We start from the raw sequence: 23,253 nt of genomic DNA, 5'->3' as shown, positions 1-23,253 counted from the left end.
ATCCCTATTATAAAGTGTGACCCCTGCGCGCCGTATCGCTTTCGAGATCCTTGGCGCGGTGGACAGAGGGGGATTTGCCGCCGATCTGTTGGATGAGCGCATTGTGCGCCTGGACGCCCGCGACGCGGGGTTGGTCACTCAGATTGTATTTGGCGTCCTCCGCCGCCGCGCCCAGTTGGACTACCTGATCACCCAAGCCGCCTCGCGGCCGGTGTCGAAAATGGACTCTTCCGTCGTGCGCGCCCTGCGCATGGGCGCGTTCCAACTGCGCTTTCTGTCGAAGATTCCGCCGCATGCCGCTGTGGGCGAGAGTGTGGACCTGGTCAAGATGGCGGGGAAGCAGTCGGCCGCGGGCTTTGCGAATGCGGTGCTGCGGCGGCTGCCGGAGATTCCGGCGGAGTGGCCGTCGGATGAAGTCCGGTACTCCATGCCGGAGTGGCTGTGGGCGCGCTGGCGCAAGAACCTGGGCGGCGCGGCGGCTGTGCTGGTGGCCGAAGCGGGACTGCACGAGCCGGAGACCTGGCTGCGTACCGCGAGTGGCGAAACCGTTGCCGGCGACACCCTGGAGGGGCCGGTGCCGGAGGGTTCACGGGTAATGGACGTGGGGTCGCAGTCGATTGTGCCCTACCTGCAACTGCAAGAGGGTCAACGATTTCTGGATCTGTGCGCGGCTCCGGGCAACAAGACGCTGCAGGCCATGGAGACGCCGGTGAAGGTGGTGGCGTGCGATTCCAGCGCGGCGCGTCTGAGGGCGTTCATGGCGCAATGTCCGCGGGTTCAACTGGATGCGGAGAAGGCGCTGCCGTTCGGGCGGGTGTTCGACAGGATCCTGGTGGATGCGCCGTGTTCGGGGACGGGGACGCTGGCGCGGAATCCGGAGATCCGGTGGCGGCTGGCTCCGGAAGAGATCACGCGCCAGGCGGAGCGGCAGATCCGTATCCTGCGCAATGCATTAGCGTGCCTGCGTCCGGGTGGGCGCCTGGTCTACTCCACCTGTTCACTGGAACCGGAAGAAAACAAAGAAGTGGTTAACCGGGTGGCGGCGGCGCGCGTCCAACGCGTGGTACAGAGACTGCCGGGGCGGGATCCGGGTGACGGATTCTTCGCCGCAGTCCTGGTACAGCCGGAGTAGGAATGACGACTTCGAACGCGCGCGGCTGCCGCACGAAAGGTTAAGATGGAGGGATCCTCCCGATGATCGAAATCCTGCCGTCCCTTCTGGCCGCGGACTTCGCTCGCCTTGGCGAACAGATCGCCCAGGTGACCGAAGCGGGGGTGAATTTTCTGCATTTCGACGTGATGGACGGGCATTTTGTGCCCAACATTTCGTTTGGCGTGCCGGTGCTGCAGTCGTTGCGGAAGAGCACGAAGCTGGCCATTGATGTCCACTTAATGATTGAAGACGCAGATACTTACGCGCCGATGTTCGTTGCGGCCGGCGCGGACTGCGTATCGGTTCACCAGGAAGCGTGCCCACATCTGGACAGAACGATCCGGATGATCCAAAGCGAAGGGGCGCGCGCCGGGGTGGTGCTGAATCCGGCGACTCCGCTCGTGACAGTGGAGAATGTCCTGCCCCTGGTGGACTACATTCTGCTGATGAGTGTGAATCCCGGGTTTGGGGGGCAATCGTTTATCCCCTACGTTCTGGAGAAGGTTCGCGCGCTGCGCGAGCAACGGGAACGGCTGGGACTGAGTTTTTCCATTGAGATCGACGGAGGTGTCTCAGTGGACAATGTAGGTAGGGTCGCCGAAGCAGGAGTGGACTGGGTTGTTGCCGGTTCCAGTGTTTTTGGCGCTCCGAATCCGGCCCATGCCGTTACTGCCATGCGGCAGGCGGCCATGGACGCCGTGGCCCGCAGGGTGTGACTCCCTACGGAACCCCGCAAATAAGGTGATGCGACTGATGATCTTCTCCAGGAACCGCTCGGCGCAATGGATCGCCGCCGTACTCGTCTGCCTGTTTGCCGTGTTTGGCGCAGGCTGCCGTGGGAAGAAGTACGAAAACCCGATCACGAAAGACACCGAGCAACCCGATAAGGTTTTGTTCGACAAGGCCGTGAAGGACATTGAGCGGGGCCGTTATGAAGTGGCCCGCCTGACCCTGAACACGTTGATGAATACGTACGACACCAGCGAGTTTCTGGCCAAGTCCAAGCTGGCGATCGCCGATTCGTGGATGAGGGAAGGCGGTACGCACGCTTTTGCCCAGGCGGAAGCTGAGTACAAGGACTTCATTCTGTTCTACCCGACCCTGGAAGAGTCGGCCGAAGCGCAGATGAAGGTCTGCGACATCCACTACAAACAGATGGAGAAGCCGGACCGCGATCCGACGCACGTGATGCGGGCCGAGGAAGAGTGCCGGACGCTGCTGACGAACTTCCCGAATTCGCGCTACGCGCCGGAAGCGGCGCAGCGGCTGCGCGACATCCAGGAAGTGTCGAGCGAGGGTGAGTTCCGGGTGGGCGCGTTCTACCATCACAAGGGGTCGTTCCCGGCGGCGGCCAACCGCCTGCAGACGGTGACGGACCACTACCCGCTCTACAGCGGGTCGGACCAGGCACTTTGGCTCTCGGGCGACAGCTACAGCCACATGGGGCCGCGCTTCAAGCAGAAGAGCATCGCGTCGTACCAGAAGATTGTCCGCGATTACCCCCTGAGCCCGATGGCGGATCAAGCCAAGGACAAGCTCAAGGAGATGGAAGCGGAGATTCCCGAGCCGGATCCGGTGGCTTACGCCCGGATGAAGTACGAGTTGGAGAATCAGGCCAAGAAGGGCATGATGAGCAAGGCGTGGGCTCCTTTCTCGAAGGATCCTGACGTGACGATGGCCGCCAAGTCGGGCCAGCCCGCCATGACCAACCTGCGGCCCTCGATCCCGGCCAGCGTGCCGGTGCCCGCGGGTGCAGTCGGCGGCAATACCGACATCACCATCAGCACGAATCCGACGGGCGGCACTTCGCAACTGGATACGCAGCCGGATGCCCGTGCGACTCAGCCAGCGGCTGCGCAGACGCCGACTACGCCGCAGGCGGCTGCTCCTGCCGCCGCGAATCCGAACGAGATGATTCCGACGAACCATCAGATGCCGGCCCAGAAGAAGGGGAAGGCTAAGAAGGCTCCGAAGCAGGACAAGAAGAAGGCCGCCGCGACGACGACTCCGGCGGCCACCGAGGAAAAGAAGTAACCCCCTTTGTCTTCACCAGTTCGCGTTCTACTCGCTGACGACAGCCCGCATGCCCAGCGCATGGGGGAGCGGATTCTCCGCGAGGAAGGGTACGAGGTCGTCACCATTACAGAGGGCGACACGGTGCTGGTGCGCCTGGCGGATGTGGACCCGGATCTGGTGCTGGCGGACGTATTCCTGCCGCAAAAGTCGGGGTACGAGATTTGCCGGTATATTAAGAGCAGCGAGAAGCACCGGCATGCCGGTGTTGTACTGATCGCCGGCCTGTTGGAGCCGGTGGACGAGGAAGAGGCACGGCGGGCCGGGTGCGACGCCGTGCTGAAGAAGCCGTTTGAGGCTTCCGTGGTGCTGGAGACGATCAAACCGCTGATCGACAAGGCGCGGTTTGCGCGAGGGCTGTTCAGCGACACGGTGCCGCCGCCTCCGCCGCCGGAAGAGCCCGCGGCCGTGGTGGTGATGCCACCGCGTCCGGAGCTGGATCCCGAAGCGATTCGCGCCGCTGTTACAATTGCATTGGACCGTAGTCTCCCGGCGATCGTGGAAGAAATCACTGGAAAAATCCTGATCGCTCTGGGACACTAGGCCAGCGAATCCAAAGCCCTATGCCCGACAATTCATTTGACATCGTCTCCAAAGTGGAGATTCCCGAGGTTATGAACGCGATCCAGCAGGCGACCAAGGAAGTGATCCAGCGGTATGACCTGAAGGATTCGAAGAGCACGATCGAGCTCAACGAGAAAGAGCTCACGATCACGCTGACGTCCTCCGGCGACTTCCAGATCAAAGCTGTCCTGGAGATTCTGCAGTCGAAGCTGGTGAAGCGGCAGGTGCCGTTGAAGGCCTTTACTTACGGCAACATCCAGCCGACGGCCGGCACGCGCGTGCGGCAGGAGATCACCATGCAGCAGGGGATCGCCTCGGAAAAGGCCAAAGAGATCGTGAAGGTGATCAAGGACTCGAAGAAGAAGGCGCAGGCGGCCATCCAGGGGGATTTGGTGCGCGTCTCCGCAAAAGATCGCGACACGCTGCAGGAAGTCATTGCGTTGTTGAAGTCAAAGGACTTCGGCATCGACATGCAGTTCACGAACTACCGTTCGAACTGATCCCTTCCAGCTCATGCGGCGCATCGAAACGCTGTTCATCGACGGTCCGGCCGGGCGGCTGGAAGCGATGCTGGAAGAGCCGGACTCCGGCGCGCCCACCGAGGCAGCGCTTGTCTGCCACCCCCACCCACTGGGCGGCGGGACGATGCACAACAAAGTCGTTCACAGGCTGGCCCGCGGCCTGCGCCAGATTGGCGCCGTGACGCTGCGGTTCAACTTCCGGGGTGTCAACCTCAGCGAGGGTACCCACGACAACGGAGTGGGCGAGGTGGAGGATGCACGGGCGGTTCTGGCCGTTTTGCGCGCCCGCTATCCGCAGTTGCCGCTCACGGTGAGCGGGTTCAGCTTCGGGTCGAGGGTGGCGGTGCAGGTCTACCCCGGGGTCCGGCGGGTGGTCCTGGTTGGATTTCCGACGGTGTACCGGCAGTTTGAGATCCTGGAGCGCTGCCCAGTCGAGCGGATCTTCATTCAATCTACAAATGACGAATATGGACCACGCCACGAGCTGCAGCCGGTGTTCGACCGGTTGTGGGGCGCCAAAGCTCTGCACTGGGTGGAGGCGCAGGACCACTTTTTCGCGGGCGCGCTTGCGGAGTTTGAAAAGACAGTTGTAGGAATTGGGCCGTTGGCTACTTGACCGGACGGGTTGCCCGGCGGGAAGCGCGGGTGCTGATGAGCATGGCGATCTTACCGAGCAATTCCGGCAGGTCTTCCGGCTCAATGAGCACGTCCGTTTCCTGGCTGGGCTTGCTTTCCGGGCCGGCGTGCCAGGCGGTCACCAGAGCGGTGGCCGGACGGTAGTCCTTCATGCGGGCATGCGCCAGCACTTTGAGCCCGGCTTCCGGGGATTCCATCGCCAGTTCAGACAAGACCAACTGATACTCGGCCTGATCGAGCAAGCCAACGGCCTCGGCCGCTGAAGCCGCAGAATCTACCCGGTAGCCGCCCGCTTCGAGGACGGTTTGCAGGGTGAGCCGCGAGGTTGGGTTGTCATCGGCAAGTAAGACCCTTGCCATGCGGAGGTTACGCCCCCGCCGCTTCTTCGACAATGTATCTGAATACCGGATCACGAGGTCTGCTCACAGGTCCGAGATGAATCCTGTTCCGCGATCAGTGTAACCCGAAACACGTCAGTTTCGACCCCTCAATTTAATGACTACTAACATCAAGGAATGAACTGGGCGTTTCATTCCCCGAACACGCGGTCAAAAATTGCGTCGACGCTGCGGAGCTGCCGCTCGACCGAGAAGCAGTGGCTAATCTGCTCAGGGGAAAGGTGTTTGCGGATCTCGGGATGGTGCTCGATCACGGCCCGGAAGTCACCCTCTTCGTGCCAGGCGCGCATCGCTTCAGACTGCACAATTTTGTATGCCTGCTCGCGCAGCATTCCGGCGGCCGCGAGATCGAGCAGGACCTGTCCTGAGAAGACTAAGCCCTTGGTTGACTCCAGATTACGCTTCATGCGTTCGGGGTAGACGCGCATGCCGCCGATGAGCCAGATGGTCTTCGCCAGAAGATAGTCGGTGAGAATGCAGGAGTCGGGCAGGATGACGCGCTCGACGCTGGAGTGGGAGATATCCCGTTCATGCCAGAGGGCGATGTCCTCGAAGGCCGCCTGGACGTTGGAGCGGACCACGCGGGCGAGACCGCAGATCTGCTCGCTGACGATGGGGTTGCGCTTGTGGGGCATGGCGCTGGAGCCCTTTTGCGCGCCCTCAGCGAACGGCTCCTCGGCTTCGCGGACTTCGGTCCGCTGCAGGTGGCGAACTTCCAGAGCGCACTTTTCGCAGAGCGCGCAGATGAGCGCGAGGGCGGAGACGAAGGCGGCGTGGCGGTCGCGGGCGATCACCTGGCTGGCGATGGGCGCGACCTTCAGCCCGAGCTTTTCGCAGATGGCGGCCTCGGTGGCGGGCTCCATGTGGGCGAGCGTACCGACGGCCCCGGAGAGTTTGCCGTAGCGGAGATCCTCGGCTGCTTCTTTGAGGCGGCGTTTGGCGCGGAGGGCTTCGTCGTACCAGTTGGCGATCTTCAAACCGAAGGTGATGGGCTCAGCATGGACGCCGTGAGTGCGTCCGATGGCGATGGCGTGTTTGAACTCATGGGCACGGGTCTTGAGGACCTCGATAAGGATGTCCACCCGCTTGAGGATCAACTCCGCGGATTCTTTGAGTTGGAGTGCCTGCGCGGTATCAACTACGTCATTTGAAGTAAGTCCATAGTGAAACCAGCGGGAGGCGTCGCTGTGGCCGGCGGAAGCCATGGATTCTGCTACGCATGTAGTGAAAGCAATCACGTCGTGGCGGATCTCGGCTTCGATTTCGAGGATGCGGTCGACGGAGATGGCGGCGTACTCGCGGAGGAACTTCGCGGACTCGACGGGAATGTGGCCGCGCTCAGCTTGAACGTCGCAGTTGGCGAGTTCGACAGCGAGCCACTGGGCATATTTGTTCTCGTCGCTCCAGATGCGGCCCATTTCAGGGCGGGTGTAACGCTGGATCATACTTGCTCCTACAATTGAAAAATATCGCTGAGCTTGCGCGGTTCCGCCACGATCAGGCGGGGCGATAAGCCGCGGGTTTCCAGCGCCTGTTTGGCGCTAAGCTCAGTTTCCCAAATCGTGTTGTTGTGTTCGCTCAAGTGGCCGAGGATGAGGGTTTGGACCTCGGAGGGCAGATCGTTGGCGATGTACTCGCAAGCCGCGTCGTTGGAGAGATGGCCTTTGCGAGACAGAATACGCTGTTTGACGTGCCAGGGGTAGGGGCCGAGCTTGAGCAGTTCCGGGTGGTGGTTCGACTCTAGTAGTAGAAAATGCGACCGCTGCAGGTGGACCTTCACACTATCGGGCATATAACCCAAATCCGTGGCGATGGAGATCTTGATGCCCTGCGATTTGATGGTGTAGCCGACTGGATCGACCGCGTCGTGCGGGATGGTGAAGGAAGAGATGGAAAGGTCGCCGATCTCGATGCCGGAGCCGGCCTGGAAGGTTTCGACCACGGGGACTGCGTTGCCCCAGTCGATAGTGGGCGCAGTGAGATGAGTGAGGAAGACCGGGATGCGGCGGCCCATGCTGGCCAGCGCGCGAATCATCACAGGAAGGCCAAGAATGTGATCAGAGTGCTCGTGGGTAATGAAGATTGCGTCGAGCCTGGCCGGATCCTCACCGATGGCGGCCAGCCTGGCGAAAGTTTCTTTACGATTGAGCCCCGCGTCGATCAGGATGCGCGTGGTGTCGGTCCCGATGAAGGTGGAATTGCCCGCACTGGACGATGCGAGCACACAAGCCTTGACGATGCGGAGCCTCCCTGCCTTTTTATCGTAAAGGAAGCGGGGCGCAGGCGCCATCCCGGAGAGGTCTTCTAGAGGGCCTTCATGGCGACCACGGTCATGTCGTCGGCCTGTTCGGCGTCGCCCGTGAAGGCGTCGGCGGCGGCCACGGCGGTCTCGACAATCCGGGCGGCGGGGCTGCGGCCGGCGGAGCGGAGAACTTTCTCGAGGTCGGCCTCCTCCCAGATCTCCTCGGCGGAGTTGGTGGCCTCGCTGATGCCGTCGGAGAAGGCGAACAGGACGTCGCCTGGCTCCAACTGAACCTCCGCCTGTTGGTAGCGAGAGAAGCCCAGGAGGCCGATGGGGCAACCGCCGGCATCGAGGCGTTCGACCTGGCCGGTGGCGGCGCGAAGGAGCATGGGCGGGCAGCCGCCGGCATTCACAAAGACCATGCGGCGGGTCTTGGCGTCGAGCATTGCGCAGAACAGGGTGGAGTACTTGTCGGAGGTGGAGAAGGAGTAGACGGCCTTGTTGAAGTCGTTGACGAGTTCGGAGAGGGAATCCGGCGGGTGCAGCATCTGGGAACGGATCGCGGCCTGGATGCTGGCCATGAGGACGGCGGCGGCTATGCCTTTGCCGGAGACGTCGCCGAGGGTGAAGAAGAGCCGGTCACCGGGGAGGGCGATGAAGTCGTAGTAGTCGCCGCCGACAAATTTGGCGGGACGGCAGTAGGCGTCGAATTCGAGACCGGGCAGGGCGGGGAGGGTCTGGGGGAGAAGTCGTTGCTGGACGCTGCGGGCGATCTCGAGTTCTTTGAGGAGGAGGCGGGCCTTCTCGGCCTCGGCGCGCAGTTGCTGGCCTTCCAGGGCGGAGGCGGAATAGCTGGCGGCGAGGGAGAGGAGATCGACGTCGGAGGTGTCGAAGCCGCCGGGTTTGTTGAGGGCCTGGAGCGCGCCGATCACGCGATTGTCGGAGCCACGGAGAGGGAGGACTAACACCGAGCGGGTGGCATAACCGCTTTTCTCGTCGACGCGGCCCAGGAAGCGGGGATCGGAAGATGTGTCGTTGACGACGATGGGTTCGTTGGCGGCGATGCAGGCGCCGACAAGGCCGTGGCCGAAGGGGATGCGAATTTCAGAGGTGCCGTGTGCGACCTTGGTCCAGATCTCCCGACTGGCGGAATCGACCAGCCAAATGCTGCAGCGATCGGCGCCGGCGAGGTCGCGCGCCATGTTTGCGTTGAGTTCCAGAAGAGCGTCTGTATCGGGTGCTCCACCGATCTGGGCCGCGTATTCAAAGATCACGCGGGAGATCCTATCGGCCTGGGTCATCTGGTAGAGTGTACCGCTAGTTGCTTGTCTGGTGCGGCTGTCCATGCAATATTGGTCGAAGCCTTGGGAGCGCCAGCCGCTGGGAAAATGACATGAAAGTCCGCCTGATCGGTTCCTCGCCTGACGCGCCTCGCGACAGGCACTACGCCAGTTCTTACCTGATTAACGATCGAGTGGCGATCGACGCGGGCACATTGGGGTTTTCCGGGACTCCGGAAGAGCAGGCGGAGGTGCGGCACGTCTTCCTGACCCACTCGCACATGGATCATATTTCCAGCCTGCCGGTGTTTCTCGAGAACGCTTACGATCCTGAGGTTCCGGCGGTGACCGTTCATGCCCTGCCGGAGACGATGGAGACACTGCAGCGGCATATCTTCAATGGCGAAATCTGGCCGGATTTCATCCACCTCTCGCCTCCGGGGCGGCCGTTTTTCCTGCCCAACCGGGTTCGGTTGGAGGAGCCGATTGAGGTGGAGGGTTTGCGGGTCGTGCCGGTGGCGATGAATCATATCGTGCCCACGGCGGGGTATCTGGTGACCGACGGGCGGTCGACCGTCGCGTTTGGAGCGGATTCCGGCCCCACCGAGCGGATGTGGGCGCTGATGATGGACATGCCTGCTCCGCGTTCGGTATTCCTGGAGTGCACGTTTCCGGATGAGCTGACCGGGCTGGCGGGCATCAGCGCGCACCTGACTCCGGAGAGCTTTGGGGTGGAGGTGGCCAAGATGCCACCGGAGACGAGTATCCTGGCTGTCCATTTGAAGCATCGATTCCGGGACCGGGTGGCGGAGGAGCTGAGGGCCCTGGGGTTGCCGGATTTGCGGATCACGGGCGGCGAAGCGACGTACGAGCTGTAGGTCAGCGTCCAGCCCGGAGTTTGCCTTTCACCTCGGAGAGCGCCTGTTCCAAGGCTGGCAGACTGCGCACCTGCAGGGCGCGCTCCAGGTAGGCGGCGGCGACCGTATAATCCTGGAATTCCGTCTCGACGAAACCCATGGCGGTGAGTGCGTCGAAGTGATGCGAGTCGAGGATTAAGGCTTCCTGCAAGAGCGTCCGGGCCTGGTCCAGATGGGCATCCAGGGCCTCCAGGCGGCCCAGGGCGCTGAGCGTGTTCGCCGTCCGGCTCTGCCCCAGAGCGCGGGTGAAGCAGAGCCTGGCCTGCGGACGATTCCCATTGAGCAGGAACTGGCGGCCGATGGAGAGTAGCGCCGCCGCCGGTCCGAGGTTCGCATTGTGAGAGATGACGACACGGCTGTCGAGGCGCTCGGGTTCAGGCGTGGGGAGCTTCAGGTCGACGACCTCATTGGTGGAGCGAGCCTGGAGGGTGAGCGGGCCGGCCGGTAACTGCGCCGGGAGAGTATAGCCCGCAAAGCCGGTCGTCTCTGTTTCCGTGGAGGCGACAGAGAGGATCTCGACACCGCGGACGATGCGCCACTGGACACGGCCGGGCGCGGCGAACTGGAGCATGGCCATGCGAGGAGCCGCAGAGGGTAAGAGGCGGAGCGCGCCGAACTGGAACGGGGCGGAGCCTGCTGTTTCCCCTGTGGACCCTAGCAGGATCTGCGTGGCGGCGGAGGGTTTCGTGACCTGAAGGGGATAGGGGGTCCTGACGCCGTCCGTATCGACAACGAGTGTGTAGTCGCCGGGTAGCAGGAAGAGGCGGTGGACGTAGGCAACGGGTGTCCAGGTTATGAATTCGAGCTGGGTCTGCCACTCGTCGAGCGGCACGCCGGAGACCTGGACAGAGAGACCGATGCTGGCGCGGACGGAGGCTTTGACCTGGATGTCGATGACCGGCAGGCGGTCAGGGGTCCAGCTTTGGAAAGATTCGAGCACTGGCCGTTCTGAGAGGAGCAGGCGGGACTGGACGCGTTCCTTGGGGTCGCGGCGGAGTGCCCAGGCCGGGGCAGCGGCCATGTTCACGATGTCGCTGTTGCCGGAACCGGTGATGCCGCGGGCTACTGAGGAGGCGGCGTCGACGACTTCGGCTTCGGCGGGCGGGAGGTTGAGCGAGTTGGGCACGTCGGAGGCGCGGATGATGTCGTTGACGGCGAAGAGGCCGCGGGTGCCGCTGTTCGGGATGAGCAGGGTCCGCAGGCTGTTCAGTTGGGGCGAGTAGAGTTGCAGGGGGCCGGCGCCTTCCTTGCGGTAGAAGAGGAAGCGGGCCTGGGTGCCGAGGCCGAGCCGGGGCAGGCTGTTGTAGTACCAGATCTCACATTGGACAAAGACGCGGCTGGAGGGCAGCCGGCTGATGGAAGTGGGGGCGCCGAGGCTCAGGTAGACACGGCCCTGATCCGTGTTCGCGCCTGAGCCCGGTTTGGCGCCGCCGAATTGAGCGTCGGCCCATTCGATCCGCTGGAGGTACTCCTCTTCGCTCACCGCCTTGCCGTCCCAGAAGCTGTGACGGAAGGCCTGCCGGGCGGAGTCGTCATGTAGTCCGACATAGAGCCTGCGCTCGGCGGAGTTCATGATGGGTTCCACGCGCTGCAGCCAGGGGTCGGCTGCGAGAGCCAATGCTGGGACGAAGAGGAGTATCCAAGGGAGTCGCATGGGGGGGAGTCGCATGGGGCTTAGTAGTCGAAGCGTACGGCGAACTGCAGCATGCGGGCCGCGTAGGCCAGGTTGGAGTTGTAGGCCGGGCGTCCGAAGGTCGCGAGGCCGATGTTGGACTGGTAGGTGCCGTAGTTCTGGGCGTTGATGACGTTGAAGACTTCGAAGATGCCCGTGGCGCGCCAGCGATCCTTGATGGCGACTGTCTTGGTGAGGCGCCAGTCGATGCGGTTGATGGGTTGGCCGCGGAGAGAGTTGCGCTTCACGTTGGTGTAGCCGGGGGCGAGGGAGGGATAGAGGTACGACGGATCGATGAAGGTCGCCGTACCGGTGAGGAACGTGCGGTTGGAGGTGCCGGCGTAGTTGAAGGGGTTGCCTGGCCCGATGGAGGCGAAGGCCGCGCCGGAGCCGTAGTGGTAGAACATGCTGCTCTGGAAGCCCCAGGGGAGTTGGATGCTGCCGTCGAAGTTCAACGTGTGACGCTGGTCGTCGACGGAGGGTCCCCATTCGTCGGCGAGGTCGAACTGATTGTTGGGGTAGCCGAAGGGGCCGGAGGAGGAGTCTTTCAATTTGGAGACCGTGTAGGCGGCTCCAGCGGAGAAGCGTTTGGCGAAGCGCCGGGTGACCTGGAACTGGCCGCCGTAGTAGATGGCTCCGGAGGCATTGGGCGTCGTGAATTCGAGGATCTGGCCGAAGCGGGTGTCGGGGCGGCCGCTGACGGAGGGGTTGGTGCCGAAGCCGGTGACGGGGTTGAAGCCGATGTTGCGATCCTGGCGGATCCACTCGTGGTAGACGCGCCAGTAGACGAAGTCGCCGGAGACGGTCCAGGACTGGCCGAGTTGCCGTTCAGCGCCGATGGAGGCTTGCGCGGAGTAGGGTGTGACGGCATTGGTATTCAACAGCTGGACATTCTGGGCGGGTACGGGGACCTTGCCGGAGAGGAAGTCGGCTCCAGTGACGCCGTTGAAGGGATCGCGGAGATTGATGGATGTAGTGGAGGTGCGGCTGGCGCCGACCTGGAGCGACGATTCGCCGTTGAAGATGGACTGGTTGATGACCTGATTGGCCTGGATGTCGGCGAAGTAGAGGCCGCCGCCACCGCGGATGACGGTCTTGCGGTCACCCAGCAGGTCGTAGGCGAAGCCGACGCGGGGCGAGAAGTTCAGGTTCTGACCGCCGCGAGGAGGCACGACATTGCTCTTGAGGGTGGGGGTGCTCCAGATGCCGATGTCGTTGTCGTAGCGCAGGCCCAGATTCACGGTGAGGCGTTTGTTGATCTTCCAATCGTCCTGGACCCAGCCAGCGATGACGTTGCGGGGGATGTCGATGTTGAAGTTGCCGAAGCCCTGCGTATAGGTGGAGGCCAGGGGTGAGAGGGCGTCGATGTTCCACGAGGTGGGGTCGTTCCAGACAGGGAAGATCGACGGCAGGTTGGCGGGGGCGGCGGTGAACGGATTGACGGTGCCGCGTGAGTTCTGCGGGAACAACCCGGTGTGGTTGTTGGAGAGGTACTCGCCGCCAAGCTTGATGCTGTGGGCGCCCTTCAGCAAGTAGAGATCATCGCGCACCTGGTTGGTGAACTGGTTGAACTCCTGGGGGTAGTTGTACGGGCCGCCGACGGTGATGCCGCCGGGCAGGCGGTACTCCTGGCTGAGCACGTAAGGGTTGTTCTTCCACTGGAAGTAGTTGAAGCCATAGCGGACGTCGTTGGTGGTGGTGGGGCTGATGACCCACGTCCAATCGAGCATCGTCGTTTCGCCATCGCGGGTCTGTTGTGCCGCCTGGGAAGGATGGCTGGTGCCGGATACGTTGCCGAAGGGATTGCGCCACTGGGAGCCGTTGTAGCGGCCGCTGAGGCGATGTTTCTCATTGACTACCCAATCGACGCGGCCGATCCAGGTTTTGGTCTGGAAGTCGTTGGCGAAGCTGAAGCTCTGCCCGCCGAAGCCCTGGGGGGTGACGAGCACCGTGGAGGGCTGGGATTCGCCCTCATAAGCTCCGAAGAAGAAGAGTTTGTCGCGGAGGATGCGGCCGCCGCCGGTGACGCCGAACTGCTTGTTGGAGAAAGGGAGAACGCGCTGGCCGATGGGATCGGCGGCGTTGAATTTGTCGCTTCGGAAGTAGCCATAGGCGGAGCCATGGAACTCGTTGCTGCCGGACTTCGTCTGAGCGTTCACCTGGATCTGGGCGGAGCGGCCCATTGTGGCGTCGAAGCGGTTGGTGATGACCTGGAACTGGGACATGGTTTCGCGGCTGAACTGGGGCTGGCCGAAGCCGGCGCCCGCCGCATTCTGAGTCACCTGCTGGCCGTCGACATTGATCTGGAAGCGTCCGCCGCTGACCGTGCCAAGAGGCGTATTGGAGACTGCGTTGACGGTGACGCCCGGGACGAGCAGCGAGAGCTCCATCCAGTTGCGGCCATTCAAAGGAGTGTCCTTCATGCGGCTGGTGTCCACGTTGCCGCCGACCTGCGAGGAAGAGACGTCGATGGTGACAGCGTCAGCCAGCACGTCGACTGTGCTGGCCTGGGCCGCGGGTTTGAGCTGGAACTCGGCGACCAGGCTTTGGCCAACGAGCAGATTGATGGTGCGTTCGGCCGGCGTGAATCCGGCTGCTTCGACGCGCACCTTGTACTCGGCGGCCTGCAGGGCGGGAAAGATGAATTGTCCTTCGTTCCCCGTCAGTGTAGTGGAGGCTGCTCCGCCTCCGGCCGGAAGCAAGCGGACGATTGCGTTTGGGACCACGGCTCCTGTCGAATCCGTGACGGCCCCCTGAATGCCGGTTTGCTGTGCCCACAGTGCCGGCAGTATGAATAGAGACACTACGAGTGTCCAGACACACTTCATGCTTGTACTCCCCTCTGTCTCGACTATCCAGAGCGACTACTTTTTGGCGGCGGCGACATCCAGCAAGGTGTCGGTGATCAAAGCAACGCCCGTCTGCAGCGAGGAGATGGGCACACGTTCATCGTTGCCGTGCATACGGCTGAGGTCGGCGGCATCGATGGGGTAAGGGTAGATGCCGTACACGGGAATATTGCGCGAGCGCCAGGCGAAGGCATCGGTGCCGGCCTGGAAGAGGTAGGGCGTGACGACGGCTCCGGGGTAGGTCTTTTTTGAACTGGCGACGAGCGCGCGATAGAGGTCGGTCTCCTTCGAAGACTCGGGCATGTTGCGGAGCCGCTCGTAGTCCTTCAACTGCTCGGGCGTAAGCGGAGTGCGGCCGATGCCGGGTTGGGCGACGGTGATTTCGACTCGGGGGTCGTTGATCACCCTGGTCATCTCATCGATGAGTTCCTGGTTGGAGGTGCCGGGGATGGTGCGGAAGTTGAGCGTGACTTCGGCCGAGCCTGGAATGACGTTGCCGCGGAAGCCGGCGTTCATGAGGACGGGCGCAATGGTGTCGCGCATGATGGCGTGCAGGAGGGTGTTCTCGCTGATGGCCTTGTCGGCGGCGGCGACGAGCTGAGGGTCCTTGCCTTCGGAGAGATTGCGGAAGTGCGATTTCATCGGCTCCGCGCTGACCTGGGAGAGGGCCATGAAGAACTCGCGGGTGGAACTGGTGAGTTTGGGTTTCGTGTCGTACTCAGAGACTTTGGCCAAGGCGCGGGCGAGGGTGTAGATGGCGTTGTCGGGCCGCGGCATGGAGGAATGGGTGGAGGTGCCGCGCGCGGTGAGCTTCAGGCTGACGCCGGATTTGTCGGCGGTGGAGATGCTGACATAGAGGACTTTGCCCTTGTCGTCCTTGATGATCCAGCCGCCTTCGTTCAGGGCGAATTCGCAGTCGATCTTGTCCCAGGCCTTCGTGGAGAGGTAGCGGGTGTTGTACTGGCCACCTTCCTCGTCGGCTTCGGAGAGGAAGATGATGTCGCGGTCGAGGGGGATCTTGCGGCGGGCGATGTCGATGGCTGCCTGCGCAAAGACGGCCAGGCCGCCTTTGAAGTCGATGGCGCCACGGCCCCAGACGGCTCCGTCTTTCACTACGCCTTCAAAGGGGTCAACGGTCCATTTTTCGCGCTCTACACCTACGACGTCGGCATGAGCAGCGAGGAGGACCGGCTTGCGGCTGCCATTGCCTCGGAGTCTCGCGATGAAGTGGCTCTTGCCGGGTTGAGGGGTGGGGATGATGTCGATCTCAAAGCCGTAGGGCTTGAACTTCGCGGCCAGGAGTTGCGCCAGCTTGTCCTCATTGCCCGGCGGATTGCTGGTGTCGACGCGGATGATGTCGACGAGGAGTTGTGCAACTTCCGGCAGCGGTGCGGCCGTATCGGCAGCGAACAGGCAAGTTGTGAAGAGAGGCAGAAGAAGCGAGCGCAGGCGCATTGTGACCCCTATGCAAGTGGACTTCCCGTGCGACGTGACGCACGCCTCGGCATAGAGGGATCTCGCCTTTTAGCGACTCAGCGCGGAGTGAGTACAAGTCCCACAACGACTTTGAATTACTTTACGGATAGGTAAACGAATTGTCAACGAAATTGCAATGGGCCTGGGGGAGAAGGCCGCATTGCCTACAATGAAGCAAGCGTGACTCCACTGTCTGAATATCAACGCCGGCTGGACGAATACCAGGCGGCAGCGCAACGTCATTCGGCACTGGCGAGCGGGATCGGGAATGCCCGGTTGGCCGTTGCTTTGGCGGGTGTCTTCCTCTTTTGGCTGGTGTTTGTGCATCGCGGAGCTTCGCCCTGGTGGCTGCCGTTGCCGATTGTTGTGTTCGTGGTGCTAATGATCCGGCACGACGCGGCCTTGCGAGCCCAGAGGGTGGCGCAGCGGGCAATGAAGCTCTATCAGGACGGGCTGGCGCGCCTGGATGGCTCGTGGCCGGGCCGAGGGGTAAGTGGCGCGGAGTTCGAACCGGCGGATCATCCCTACGCGGCTTCGCTGGATCTCTTCGGACGGGGTTCGCTGTTTGAATTGCTTTGCACGGCGCGTACCCGGGGCGGGGAGGAGACGCTGGCGCAATGGCTATTGCGCGGAGCTCGCAAGTCCGATGTCGAGGCGCGGCAGGGCGCCGTTAGGGATCTGCAGCCCCGATTGGAGTTGCGGGAACAGTTGGCGCTGATGGGCGAGGATGTGCGCGCGGCCGTGCATCCAGATACGCTGATGCGCTGGGGGACCGCTCCGCCGGTGGGGTTGACAGCGGGGCATCGTGCCGCCGCCTTGCTGTTGCCCGCGTGTACTTTGGCCTCATTCGGGGTAATGGCCGTGACAGGCATTCGGATCCCGTTCCTACTGGCTCTGATCGCGCAGATCACCTGTTCCTTCCTCATGCGGCCGAAGGTATTCGCGGTGTTGAACGGCCTGGAAGAGCCTTCGCGGGAGCTTGGCCTGATTGCGTCACTGCTGGCCCGATTGGAGCAGGAGGACTTTTCCTCGGCGAAGCTGTTGGAGCTGAGGGGCAGCCTGGAGGAGGGCGGAGTCAGGCCTTCGAAGCAGGTGGCGGGCCTGGCTCGGCTGGTAGGCCTGTTGGACCTGCGCCGCAATCAGCTGTTTGCGCCGATCGGGTTGATCCTGATGTGGGGGCTGAACTGCTCGTGGGCGATAGAGTGGTGGCGCCGGGTGCACGGTCCGTCCATTCCGGAATGGCTCCGAACGTTGGGCGAAATGGAAGCGCTGCTGGCCTTGGCCGGGTACGCCTGGGAACATCCGGACGATCGCTTTCCAGAGGTCGTGGAAGGCGGGCCAGTCCTCGACGGAGAGGATCTTGCGCACCCGTTGCTGCCTCCGGACCGCGTGGTGGCGAATAGCATCCGGCTGGACGGGACACAGCCCCTGATTGTGATCAGCGGATCGAACATGTCCGGCAAGAGTACAATGCTGCGGACGGTGGGCACCAGCGTGGTGATGGCCTTGGCGGGGGCGCCGGTCCGGGCTAAGCGTATGGCGTTGTCGCCGGTTGCCATAGGGGCGTCGATCCGGGTGGTGGATTCGCTGCAGGAGGGGAATTCGCGGTTTTTCGCTGAGATCGTACTGCTGCGGCGCATCGTGGAGCTGACCAAGCAGGGTCCGCCGCTGTTGTTCCTGTTGGATGAGGTGTTGAGCGGCACGAACTCACACGACCGGCGCATTGGCGCGGCGGGGGTGATTCAGGGGCTGGTGAAGCGTGGGGCGATCGGGCTGGTGACGACGCACGACTTGGCGTTGACGCAGATCGCGGAGCAGGTGGAGCCGCGGGGCATCAATATGCACTTCGAAGACCGTATGGAAGACGGACAGATGCGGTTCGACTATACGATTCGGCCGGGTGTTGTCGCCAAGAGCAATGCGCTTGAATTGATGCGATCGATCGGACTGGAAGTCTGATCGATGGTGCTTTCAAATTAACTAAGTAAAAGTCCTGGGACAAATGCGGGTTTTTGACTTTCCGCATTTGTCCCAGTTTGTTGGCGGGTCTATTCGGCAGGAGCCGGAATGATGCCATTCTGCTCTGCCCGGCCGCGTGCCTTGGAGTAATCCGCGGCGGCGTCGAGGCTCTTGTTGAGCGCACTCGCCTTGCTGTATACAGCCTTGATGAGACGGCAGTAATCGACATTCAGGCTGGGGTTGCCATCGACCTCATTCTGTTTGAGGATCGTGGCGTTGACCTCGGCAGCCAGCGCGCGGGCCGCGATGCCGGCGCGTGCGATGGTCTGCTGTTCCGGCGCCCCGAGGGAGGCGCTCAGTTCTTCCAGGCGGTTGACTGCCGGAGCGATGGCATTCACCTGTTCACGCAGTTCATTTAGCTGATAAGAATGGGACATACGGCTGAGCTGCATCGGAGTCCGGTTGAAGGACTCGATGCGGGCGGCCGTTTCCCGAATACCCATCGTCGCGCCCGCAATGTCCTGCATGAGCGCGATGCTCTCCTTGAGCGATGCCTCTTTGGCGTTCGCAGCGGAAAGCAGGGATGCCGGGGCCAACGCGAGGATGGCCAGCAGGGACACACGAGTAGCGTTTAGATTGATCAATTGGTTTCTCCGTTTGGTTTTTCCCGAACGTGAGGGAGAAATAAGGAAGGACTACTTGGCCGACTTACTTATTATTATAGACTATCCGGCTCTTGTTTGGGTTTCAGAAAAACGAAGGCGGCCCTTCTCCTGATTGGAGATGGGCCGCCCCTGTCTAACGGTTAAATCACTTGCGAAATTCCGTGGGTTGTGCCTAATTTTGGCGGCCGAGCCGGCGCTGCGGAAGGTTTAGAACAGCGCAGTGGGCCGGCGGGTCCAGAGTTTGCCTTCGGTGGCGGCGATCTTCTCCAGATCCTGCACGTAGGCGGCGGACTGGGTGAGGACGTGATGCAGGTCGTTGCCGACGCTGATGAAGCTGAAGCCCTTGGCAAGGAACTCCGCGACACGGGTGGTTCCGAAGAGGAACAAGCCGAGGATCACGTTATTCTTACGCGCTTCGGAGATGAGGGTCTCGGTGGCCGCCTGGAGTTCCGGGGACGTGTACATGTGGGGGAATTCGTACTTCTCATAGAGCCCCATGGACATGCACAGGTCGTTCTGGCCGAGGAAGAGCATATCGACGCCCGGCACCGCGGCGATTTCCGCCATGTTCTCGATGCAGGCCGCCGTTTCCACCTGGAGGGCGACGATGACATTCTTATTCGCATTACCCGCGTAGCCCAGCAGGCCGGCCTTGTTCATGCTGCGCTGGGGGAAGTAGACTGAGCGGGTCCCGGCCGTGGGGTACCGGGTGCAGCTTACCGCCTGCCGGGCCTCCTCCGCCGTATTGATGTAGGGGACGAGCACGCCATCGGCGCCCAGGTCGAGGGCCTGCTGGATGCCGCCGCGGTCGTGATAGCCGGCCACGCGAACCATCGACTTGGCTCCGCCGCTGGCGATGGCACACAGCATGTTGGAGAGCTTTTCGTGGTCCATCGGACCGTGTTGGGTATCGACGAGAAGCCAGTCGTAGCCGCTGTGGGCGAGTTGTTCGGCTACCGTCGGACTGTGTGAATTGAGAAAAAGCCCCATCTTGGGGGCGCCGGCCCGCAATTGTTCTTTGAATTCAGCCCCAGTGGGCACGTTGTTGGACATAGAGGTTCCTCCAGTGGAATAGAAGTGTCGTCCGTCCCCAGACTTGATCGGACTCAGCGCAATATAGCGAGAATCGCGGGTCAGGTCAAAGTCCTGGTACTTTCGGGGGATTCCTCCACAGGACTTGCCATGTCCGCTAAACTCTAGAGAAGCCCAATGAAAGCCCACGTCTACGTCACCATGAAGAAGACCGTTCTCGATCCGCAGGGTCAGACGATCGCTCGCGCCCTCAACGGCATGGGCCACACCGGCATTGCCGCAGTGCGCCAAGGTAAGTATTTTGAGATCGAACTCGCCGAAGGAATCAGCCTGGAAGCGGCCAAGGCGGAGCTCGATCAGATTGCCTCAGAGGTACTGTCGAACCCCGTCATCGAAGAGTACCGGTTGGAGTTAATCAGCTAGACCGCCGCTCCGCGCGGCGAAACTCGGAGGATAGCTATGTGCGGAATCATCGGTTACGTCGGCAATAAGAAACCTGTACCCATCCTGCTGGAAGGGTTGCGGCGGCTGGAATATCGAGGGTATGATTCGGCCGGCCTGGCCGTGGTCGACGAAGACCTGAACCTCCATTTGCGGCGCGTGTCGGGCAAACTCCACAACCTGGAAGAAGCTGTGCGCCTATCTCCCGTGGACGGCTGGTATGGCATCGGCCACACCCGCTGGGCCACGCACGGACGCCCGACCGAAGAGAACGCACATCCTCACCGCGACTCCAAGGGCGACATCGTGGTGGTTCACAACGGCATCGTGGAAAACTACCTGGCGCTGAAGCAGGAACTCGAAGCTGAGGGCCACGCGTTCCAGACGGAAACAGACACCGAGATCATCCCTCACCTGGTGGAGAAGTACTTCCAGGGCAGCCTGGAAGAGGCAGTGCGCCTGGCGGTAGGCCGCTTGCGGGGTGTGTTCGCCATTGCCGCGATTTCGCGATTGGATCCGGGGAAGATTGTCGCCGCGCGAAATGGTCCTCCCGTGGTGGTGGGTTTGGGGGAAGGCGAGTATTTCGTTGCTTCCGATGTGCCCGCAATTCTCAGCCACACCCGCGACGTCTTCTTCCTGCACGACGGCGACATCGCCGTGCTGACTGCTGACGGAGTCCGCCTGATGGATCTGGATGGCCGGCCGGTGAAGCGGCAGGTATCGCACATCCTGTGGGATCCGATCATGGCGGAAAAGGGCGGCTACAAGCACTTCATGCTCAAGGAGATCTATGAGCAGCCGCGCGCCGTCCGCGACACGATTCTGGGCCGTGTAGGCCAGGAGAGCGGCCGGGTCTTCCTGGATGAGATGCAGATCCAGCCCAAGGAGTTCGCGGAGTTCCAGAACGTGCGGATTGTGGCTTGCGGTACGTCGTGGCACGCGGCACTGGCCGGCAAGTTCATGATCGAACGGCTGGCGCGCATTCCGGTTGAGGTGGATTACGGCAGTGAATTCCGCTACCGGGATCCGATCGTCAATCCGAACTCGCTCACCGTGCTGATTTCGCAGTCCGGCGAAACTGCCGACACGCTGGCGGCTCAGCGGGAAGCGAAGAGCAAGGGCTCGCGGACGCTTTCGATCTGCAATGTAATGGGATCCATGATCTCGCGTGAGGCGGCGGGCACCCTGTTGACGCATGCCGGACCCGAGATCGGCGTGGCCTCCACCAAGGCGTTCACAGCCCAGTTGACGGCGTTGTTCATCCTGGCCATGTACCTAGGGCAGGCGCGGGGCCGGCAGACTCCTGAGCAGTCTCAGGATCTGGCGCAGGAGTTGCTTCGGATTCCCGCCAAACTGGAGCATGTGCTTTCGGCCGACGCGCACTATGAAGATCTGGTGAAGTGGTTGTTCAAAGCCACCGACTTCCTGTACCTGGGCCGTGGCATTCACTATCCTATCGCCCTGGAAGGCGCACTGAAGCTGAAGGAGATATCCTACATCCACGCGGAAGGCTATCCCGCCGGGGAGATGAAGCATGGGCCGAATGCGCTGATTGACGAGTCGCTACCTACAGTGGTGCTGGCGACGGCGGATCCCGAGGACGAAGCGAGCGTGCTGCGGTATGAGAAGACGCTCTCGAACATCCAGGAAGTGAAGGCGCGCGGGGGGAAGGTGGTCGCGGTGGCGACGGAAGGTATGACCGACGTGACGCGGTCGGCCGATCACGTGATATGGGTGCCTCCCACGCGCGAGTTGCTATTGCCTATTCTGGAGGTGGTTCCGCTGCAGTTGCTGGCGTATCACATCGCCGTTCGGCGTGGTTGCGACGTGGACCAGCCTCGCAACCTGGCGAAGAGCGTCACCGTCGAGTAGTCCCCGGGTCACGAGATGCGGCAGGCTGTACAGGAGTTCATCGTCCGCACGCGTGGCAAGGGTCTGTACGAATTCACATCGGATGTGGAAGCCTGGGTGCGGAGCTGCTCGCTCCGAACCGGCGTGCTGACTTTGTTCTGCCGCCATACTTCGGCGTCCCTGATCATTCAGGAGAACGCCGATCCGGATGTGCAGGCAGACTTGATCCGCTATTTCGAGCGGATTGTTCCTGAAGACAACCGCCTGTATGTACACACCATGGAGGGGGCCGACGATATGCCGGCCCACATCCGAAGTGTGCTGACGGGGGGCCAGCTCACAATTCCCCTGATCGGTGGCCGCCTGGCTTTGGGCACCTGGCAGGGGATTTACCTTTTCGAACACCGCACGTCGTCCCACCACCGCAGCGTGGCCGCTCACCTTCTGGGTGAGTAAGCGCTGTGAGCAGTTTCAGGAGGAGGGTCCTTTGAAGGCGAGGCAGGGTTTCCGGCGGCTGGACAGCGCGACGCTGGGCCAGAAGTTCCGGCAGCGCGTATTGCGCCAGTATTTCGTGCGGTTCCACATGAGCCTGCTGCTGCTTGCCACAACGTCGAGCGGAGTGCTGGCCAGCAAGTTGCTGCTGATGGCCGGCCTCACCTCGGTGCTGGTGCGGTACCCGCTGGCGGTGCTCCTCGCCTATTTCGTTTTTGTGGGGTTGATGCGTATCTGGGTGGCTTACGTGCTGCTGGATGTACCATCGCGGAAACCAACCGGCTCCGGGTTAGGGTCCGGGCTGGATCCAGGTAACATCGACTTCCCATTCTGGGGCGGGTCCTCCAGCGGCGGCGGCCCCTCGTTGGGTGGTGGATCGGCCATGTCGTTTGGGGGCGGCGACTCCGGCGGCGGAGGTGCTTCGGATGTCTGGGGCGTGGCAGACACCAGGGTGGCACCGGTGAGCTCCGGTGGAGGAGGCGGCGGGCATGGATTCAGCTTTCCCAGCCTAGACCTCGACATCGATCTGGACGATGGAATCTGGATTCTCGCGCTCCTGGCGCTTCTCGTTCTGGTGCTTTTCGGCGCCGGCGGCTATCTGATCTACGCCGCCCCGCAAATTCTGCCCGACATCGCATTGAATGCCCTGCTGGCCTCGTGCCTGACGGGTGCGGCGAAAAAGGCGGAAGCCAAGGGCTGGCTCCGCAGCGTTCTTGGCGTGACCTGGATTCCCCTGCTTCTCATCCTGGTGACGACAATTGGCCTGGCCGTGGCCGTCCACAAAACGTGTCCCAGCGCACCCAAGTTGCTCGATGCGTTGAGCTGCCCGGACGGGGCAGTTTCCCAGCGCGACAATTAGGAGCATGTGCGAGCCGCGCGGCGGATCGAGTGATCCGCGGCCCCTCTCGCCTACACCCTAACTGATACAATGCCATTTGCGAGAAGGAGTCACCATGAGCATTTCCCGAAGGTCCTTTTTGACAACCGCCGCGCTTGCGGCGCTCGCCACTGAAATTGACGCCCAAACCGGAA

Annotated in this window: 21 protein-coding genes; 12 read left to right on the top strand and 9 right to left on the bottom strand. The window is 62.2% G+C overall.

Annotated features, from left to right (window positions below; translation table 11 throughout):
- Window positions 1-16: 16 nt before the first annotated feature.
- From IRI77_RS17415 to IRI77_RS17390, 6 genes are all read left to right on the top strand, one after another.
- Complete coding sequence (locus IRI77_RS17415; protein WP_194453307.1) at window positions 17-1,132, top strand: transcription antitermination factor NusB; 1,116 nt, start codon at window positions 17-19, stop codon at window positions 1,130-1,132.
- A gap of 62 nt (window positions 1,133-1,194) precedes the next feature.
- Window positions 1,195-1,869: a ribulose-phosphate 3-epimerase gene (rpe, locus tag IRI77_RS17410; protein ID WP_194453306.1), complete on the top strand. Its 675-nt coding sequence runs from the start codon at window positions 1,195-1,197 to the stop codon at window positions 1,867-1,869.
- Between the two features lie 37 nt (window positions 1,870-1,906).
- Complete coding sequence (gene bamD / locus IRI77_RS17405; RefSeq protein ID WP_194453305.1) at window positions 1,907-3,187, top strand: outer membrane protein assembly factor BamD; 1,281 nt, start codon at window positions 1,907-1,909, stop codon at window positions 3,185-3,187.
- Between the two features lie 6 nt (window positions 3,188-3,193).
- A complete protein-coding gene (locus tag IRI77_RS17400) occupies window positions 3,194-3,769 on the top strand; it encodes a response regulator (RefSeq protein WP_194453304.1) in 576 nt (191 codons plus the stop codon).
- A gap of 20 nt (window positions 3,770-3,789) precedes the next feature.
- On the top strand, window positions 3,790-4,290 hold the full coding sequence (locus IRI77_RS17395; protein ID WP_194453303.1) for a YajQ family cyclic di-GMP-binding protein: 501 nt from the start codon (window positions 3,790-3,792) through the stop codon (window positions 4,288-4,290).
- 13 nt (window positions 4,291-4,303) lie between these two features.
- Window positions 4,304-4,927 carry an alpha/beta hydrolase gene (locus IRI77_RS17390; RefSeq protein WP_194453302.1) on the top strand — a complete coding sequence of 208 codons (624 nt, stop codon included), beginning with the start codon at window positions 4,304-4,306 and terminating at the stop codon, window positions 4,925-4,927.
- Here IRI77_RS17390 and IRI77_RS17385 read toward each other — a convergent pair.
- The 4 genes from IRI77_RS17385 to IRI77_RS17370 all read right to left on the bottom strand — a co-directional run bounded on the left by IRI77_RS17385 (window position 4,920) and on the right by IRI77_RS17370 (window position 8,861).
- Window positions 4,920-5,339: a response regulator gene (locus IRI77_RS17385; protein WP_194453301.1), complete on the bottom strand. Its 420-nt coding sequence runs from the start codon at window positions 5,337-5,339 to the stop codon at window positions 4,920-4,922. The genes IRI77_RS17390 and IRI77_RS17385 overlap by 8 nt on opposite strands.
- Window positions 5,340-5,476: 137 nt before the next feature.
- The gene (gene purB / locus IRI77_RS17380; RefSeq protein ID WP_194453300.1) at window positions 5,477-6,790 is read right to left on the bottom strand and encodes an adenylosuccinate lyase; all 1,314 of its coding nucleotides are present in this window, start codon (window positions 6,788-6,790) and stop codon (window positions 5,477-5,479) included.
- 8 nt (window positions 6,791-6,798) lie between these two features.
- Window positions 6,799-7,635, bottom strand: a complete 837-nt coding sequence (locus tag IRI77_RS17375) for an MBL fold metallo-hydrolase (RefSeq protein WP_194453299.1) — start codon at window positions 7,633-7,635, stop codon at window positions 6,799-6,801.
- A 14-nt stretch (window positions 7,636-7,649) separates the two neighbouring features.
- Window positions 7,650-8,861 (bottom strand): PP2C family protein-serine/threonine phosphatase, encoded by a 1,212-nt coding sequence (locus IRI77_RS17370; RefSeq protein WP_194453298.1) that lies wholly within the window; start codon window positions 8,859-8,861, stop codon window positions 7,650-7,652.
- Between the two features lie 119 nt (window positions 8,862-8,980).
- On the opposite strand from IRI77_RS17370, the gene IRI77_RS17365 reads away from it, so the two are divergent.
- Window positions 8,981-9,745, top strand: coding sequence for an MBL fold metallo-hydrolase (locus IRI77_RS17365; RefSeq protein WP_194453297.1), 765 nt, complete (start codon window positions 8,981-8,983; stop codon window positions 9,743-9,745).
- A gap of 1 nt (window position 9,746) precedes the next feature.
- Here the strand turns inward: IRI77_RS17365 and IRI77_RS17360 are convergent, their stop codons facing one another.
- The 3 genes from IRI77_RS17360 to IRI77_RS17350 are packed head-to-tail and all read right to left on the bottom strand — an operon-like array spanning window position 9,747 to window position 15,760.
- Window positions 9,747-11,438 carry a GWxTD domain-containing protein gene (locus IRI77_RS17360; protein WP_228486786.1) on the bottom strand — a complete coding sequence of 564 codons (1,692 nt, stop codon included), beginning with the start codon at window positions 11,436-11,438 and terminating at the stop codon, window positions 9,747-9,749.
- A gap of 20 nt (window positions 11,439-11,458) precedes the next feature.
- The gene (locus IRI77_RS17355; RefSeq protein ID WP_228486785.1) at window positions 11,459-14,284 is read right to left on the bottom strand and encodes a TonB-dependent receptor; all 2,826 of its coding nucleotides are present in this window, start codon (window positions 14,282-14,284) and stop codon (window positions 11,459-11,461) included.
- A 36-nt stretch (window positions 14,285-14,320) separates the two neighbouring features.
- Window positions 14,321-15,760 (bottom strand): M20/M25/M40 family metallo-hydrolase, encoded by a 1,440-nt coding sequence (locus IRI77_RS17350; RefSeq protein ID WP_194453294.1) that lies wholly within the window; start codon window positions 15,758-15,760, stop codon window positions 14,321-14,323.
- 201 nt (window positions 15,761-15,961) lie between these two features.
- Here IRI77_RS17350 and IRI77_RS17345 point away from each other — a divergent pair, with 201 nt between their 5' ends.
- Window positions 15,962-17,740 (top strand): MutS-related protein, encoded by a 1,779-nt coding sequence (locus IRI77_RS17345; RefSeq protein ID WP_194453293.1) that lies wholly within the window; start codon window positions 15,962-15,964, stop codon window positions 17,738-17,740.
- A gap of 89 nt (window positions 17,741-17,829) precedes the next feature.
- Here IRI77_RS17345 and IRI77_RS17340 read toward each other — a convergent pair whose 3' ends face one another.
- Window positions 17,830-18,384 carry a hypothetical protein gene (locus IRI77_RS17340; RefSeq protein ID WP_194453292.1) on the bottom strand — a complete coding sequence of 185 codons (555 nt, stop codon included), beginning with the start codon at window positions 18,382-18,384 and terminating at the stop codon, window positions 17,830-17,832.
- Between the two features lie 228 nt (window positions 18,385-18,612).
- Entirely contained in the window at window positions 18,613-19,458 is an 846-nt protein-coding gene (locus tag IRI77_RS17335) for an HpcH/HpaI aldolase family protein (RefSeq protein WP_194453291.1), read from the bottom strand.
- Between the two features lie 156 nt (window positions 19,459-19,614).
- Here IRI77_RS17335 and purS point away from each other — a divergent pair, with 156 nt between their 5' ends.
- From purS to IRI77_RS17315, 4 genes are read left to right on the top strand one after another with little or no spacing between them, the layout of a single operon-like run.
- Window positions 19,615-19,860 carry a phosphoribosylformylglycinamidine synthase subunit PurS gene (gene purS, locus IRI77_RS17330; RefSeq protein ID WP_194453290.1) on the top strand — a complete coding sequence of 82 codons (246 nt, stop codon included), beginning with the start codon at window positions 19,615-19,617 and terminating at the stop codon, window positions 19,858-19,860.
- Between the two features lie 36 nt (window positions 19,861-19,896).
- Entirely contained in the window at window positions 19,897-21,750 is a 1,854-nt protein-coding gene (gene glmS, locus IRI77_RS17325; protein WP_194453289.1) for a glutamine--fructose-6-phosphate transaminase (isomerizing), read from the top strand.
- Window positions 21,751-21,765: 15 nt separating this feature from the next.
- The gene (locus IRI77_RS17320) at window positions 21,766-22,185 is read left to right on the top strand and encodes a secondary thiamine-phosphate synthase enzyme YjbQ (RefSeq protein ID WP_194453288.1); all 420 of its coding nucleotides are present in this window, start codon (window positions 21,766-21,768) and stop codon (window positions 22,183-22,185) included.
- A gap of 31 nt (window positions 22,186-22,216) precedes the next feature.
- Window positions 22,217-23,080, top strand: coding sequence for a hypothetical protein (locus tag IRI77_RS17315; RefSeq protein WP_194453287.1), 864 nt, complete (start codon window positions 22,217-22,219; stop codon window positions 23,078-23,080).
- The last annotated feature ends 173 nt before the right edge of the window (window positions 23,081-23,253 follow it).

It is taken from the genome of Paludibaculum fermentans, from assembly GCF_015277775.1.
Taxonomy (GTDB): Bacteria; Acidobacteriota; Terriglobia; order Bryobacterales; family Bryobacteraceae; genus Paludibaculum; species Paludibaculum fermentans.
Note: the sequence above shows the minus strand (reverse complement) of the source record. Positions and strands in the feature narration are given on the sequence as shown.

Coding starts and splice junctions, on each gene's coding strand:
- rpe (WP_194453306.1), top strand. CDS start 1,195: ATGATCGAAATCCTGCCGTCCCTTCTGGCCGCGGACTTCGCTCGCCTT.
- bamD (WP_194453305.1), top strand. CDS start 1,907: ATGATCTTCTCCAGGAACCGCTCGGCGCAATGGATCGCCGCCGTACTC.
- IRI77_RS17395 (WP_194453303.1), top strand. CDS start 3,790: ATGCCCGACAATTCATTTGACATCGTCTCCAAAGTGGAGATTCCCGAG.
- IRI77_RS17390 (WP_194453302.1), top strand. CDS start 4,304: ATGCGGCGCATCGAAACGCTGTTCATCGACGGTCCGGCCGGGCGGCTG.
- purB (WP_194453300.1), bottom strand. CDS start 6,790: ATGATCCAGCGTTACACCCGCCCTGAAATGGGCCGCATCTGGAGCGAC.
- IRI77_RS17375 (WP_194453299.1), bottom strand. CDS start 7,635: ATGGCGCCTGCGCCCCGCTTCCTTTACGATAAAAAGGCAGGGAGGCTC.
- IRI77_RS17365 (WP_194453297.1), top strand. CDS start 8,981: ATGAAAGTCCGCCTGATCGGTTCCTCGCCTGACGCGCCTCGCGACAGG.
- IRI77_RS17360 (WP_228486786.1), bottom strand. CDS start 11,438: ATGCGACTCCCTTGGATACTCCTCTTCGTCCCAGCATTGGCTCTCGCA.
- IRI77_RS17355 (WP_228486785.1), bottom strand. CDS start 14,284: ATGAAGTGTGTCTGGACACTCGTAGTGTCTCTATTCATACTGCCGGCA.
- IRI77_RS17350 (WP_194453294.1), bottom strand. CDS start 15,760: ATGCGCCTGCGCTCGCTTCTTCTGCCTCTCTTCACAACTTGCCTGTTC.
- IRI77_RS17335 (WP_194453291.1), bottom strand. CDS start 19,458: ATGTCCAACAACGTGCCCACTGGGGCTGAATTCAAAGAACAATTGCGG.
- purS (WP_194453290.1), top strand. CDS start 19,615: ATGAAAGCCCACGTCTACGTCACCATGAAGAAGACCGTTCTCGATCCG.
- glmS (WP_194453289.1), top strand. CDS start 19,897: ATGTGCGGAATCATCGGTTACGTCGGCAATAAGAAACCTGTACCCATC.
- IRI77_RS17320 (WP_194453288.1), top strand. CDS start 21,766: ATGCGGCAGGCTGTACAGGAGTTCATCGTCCGCACGCGTGGCAAGGGT.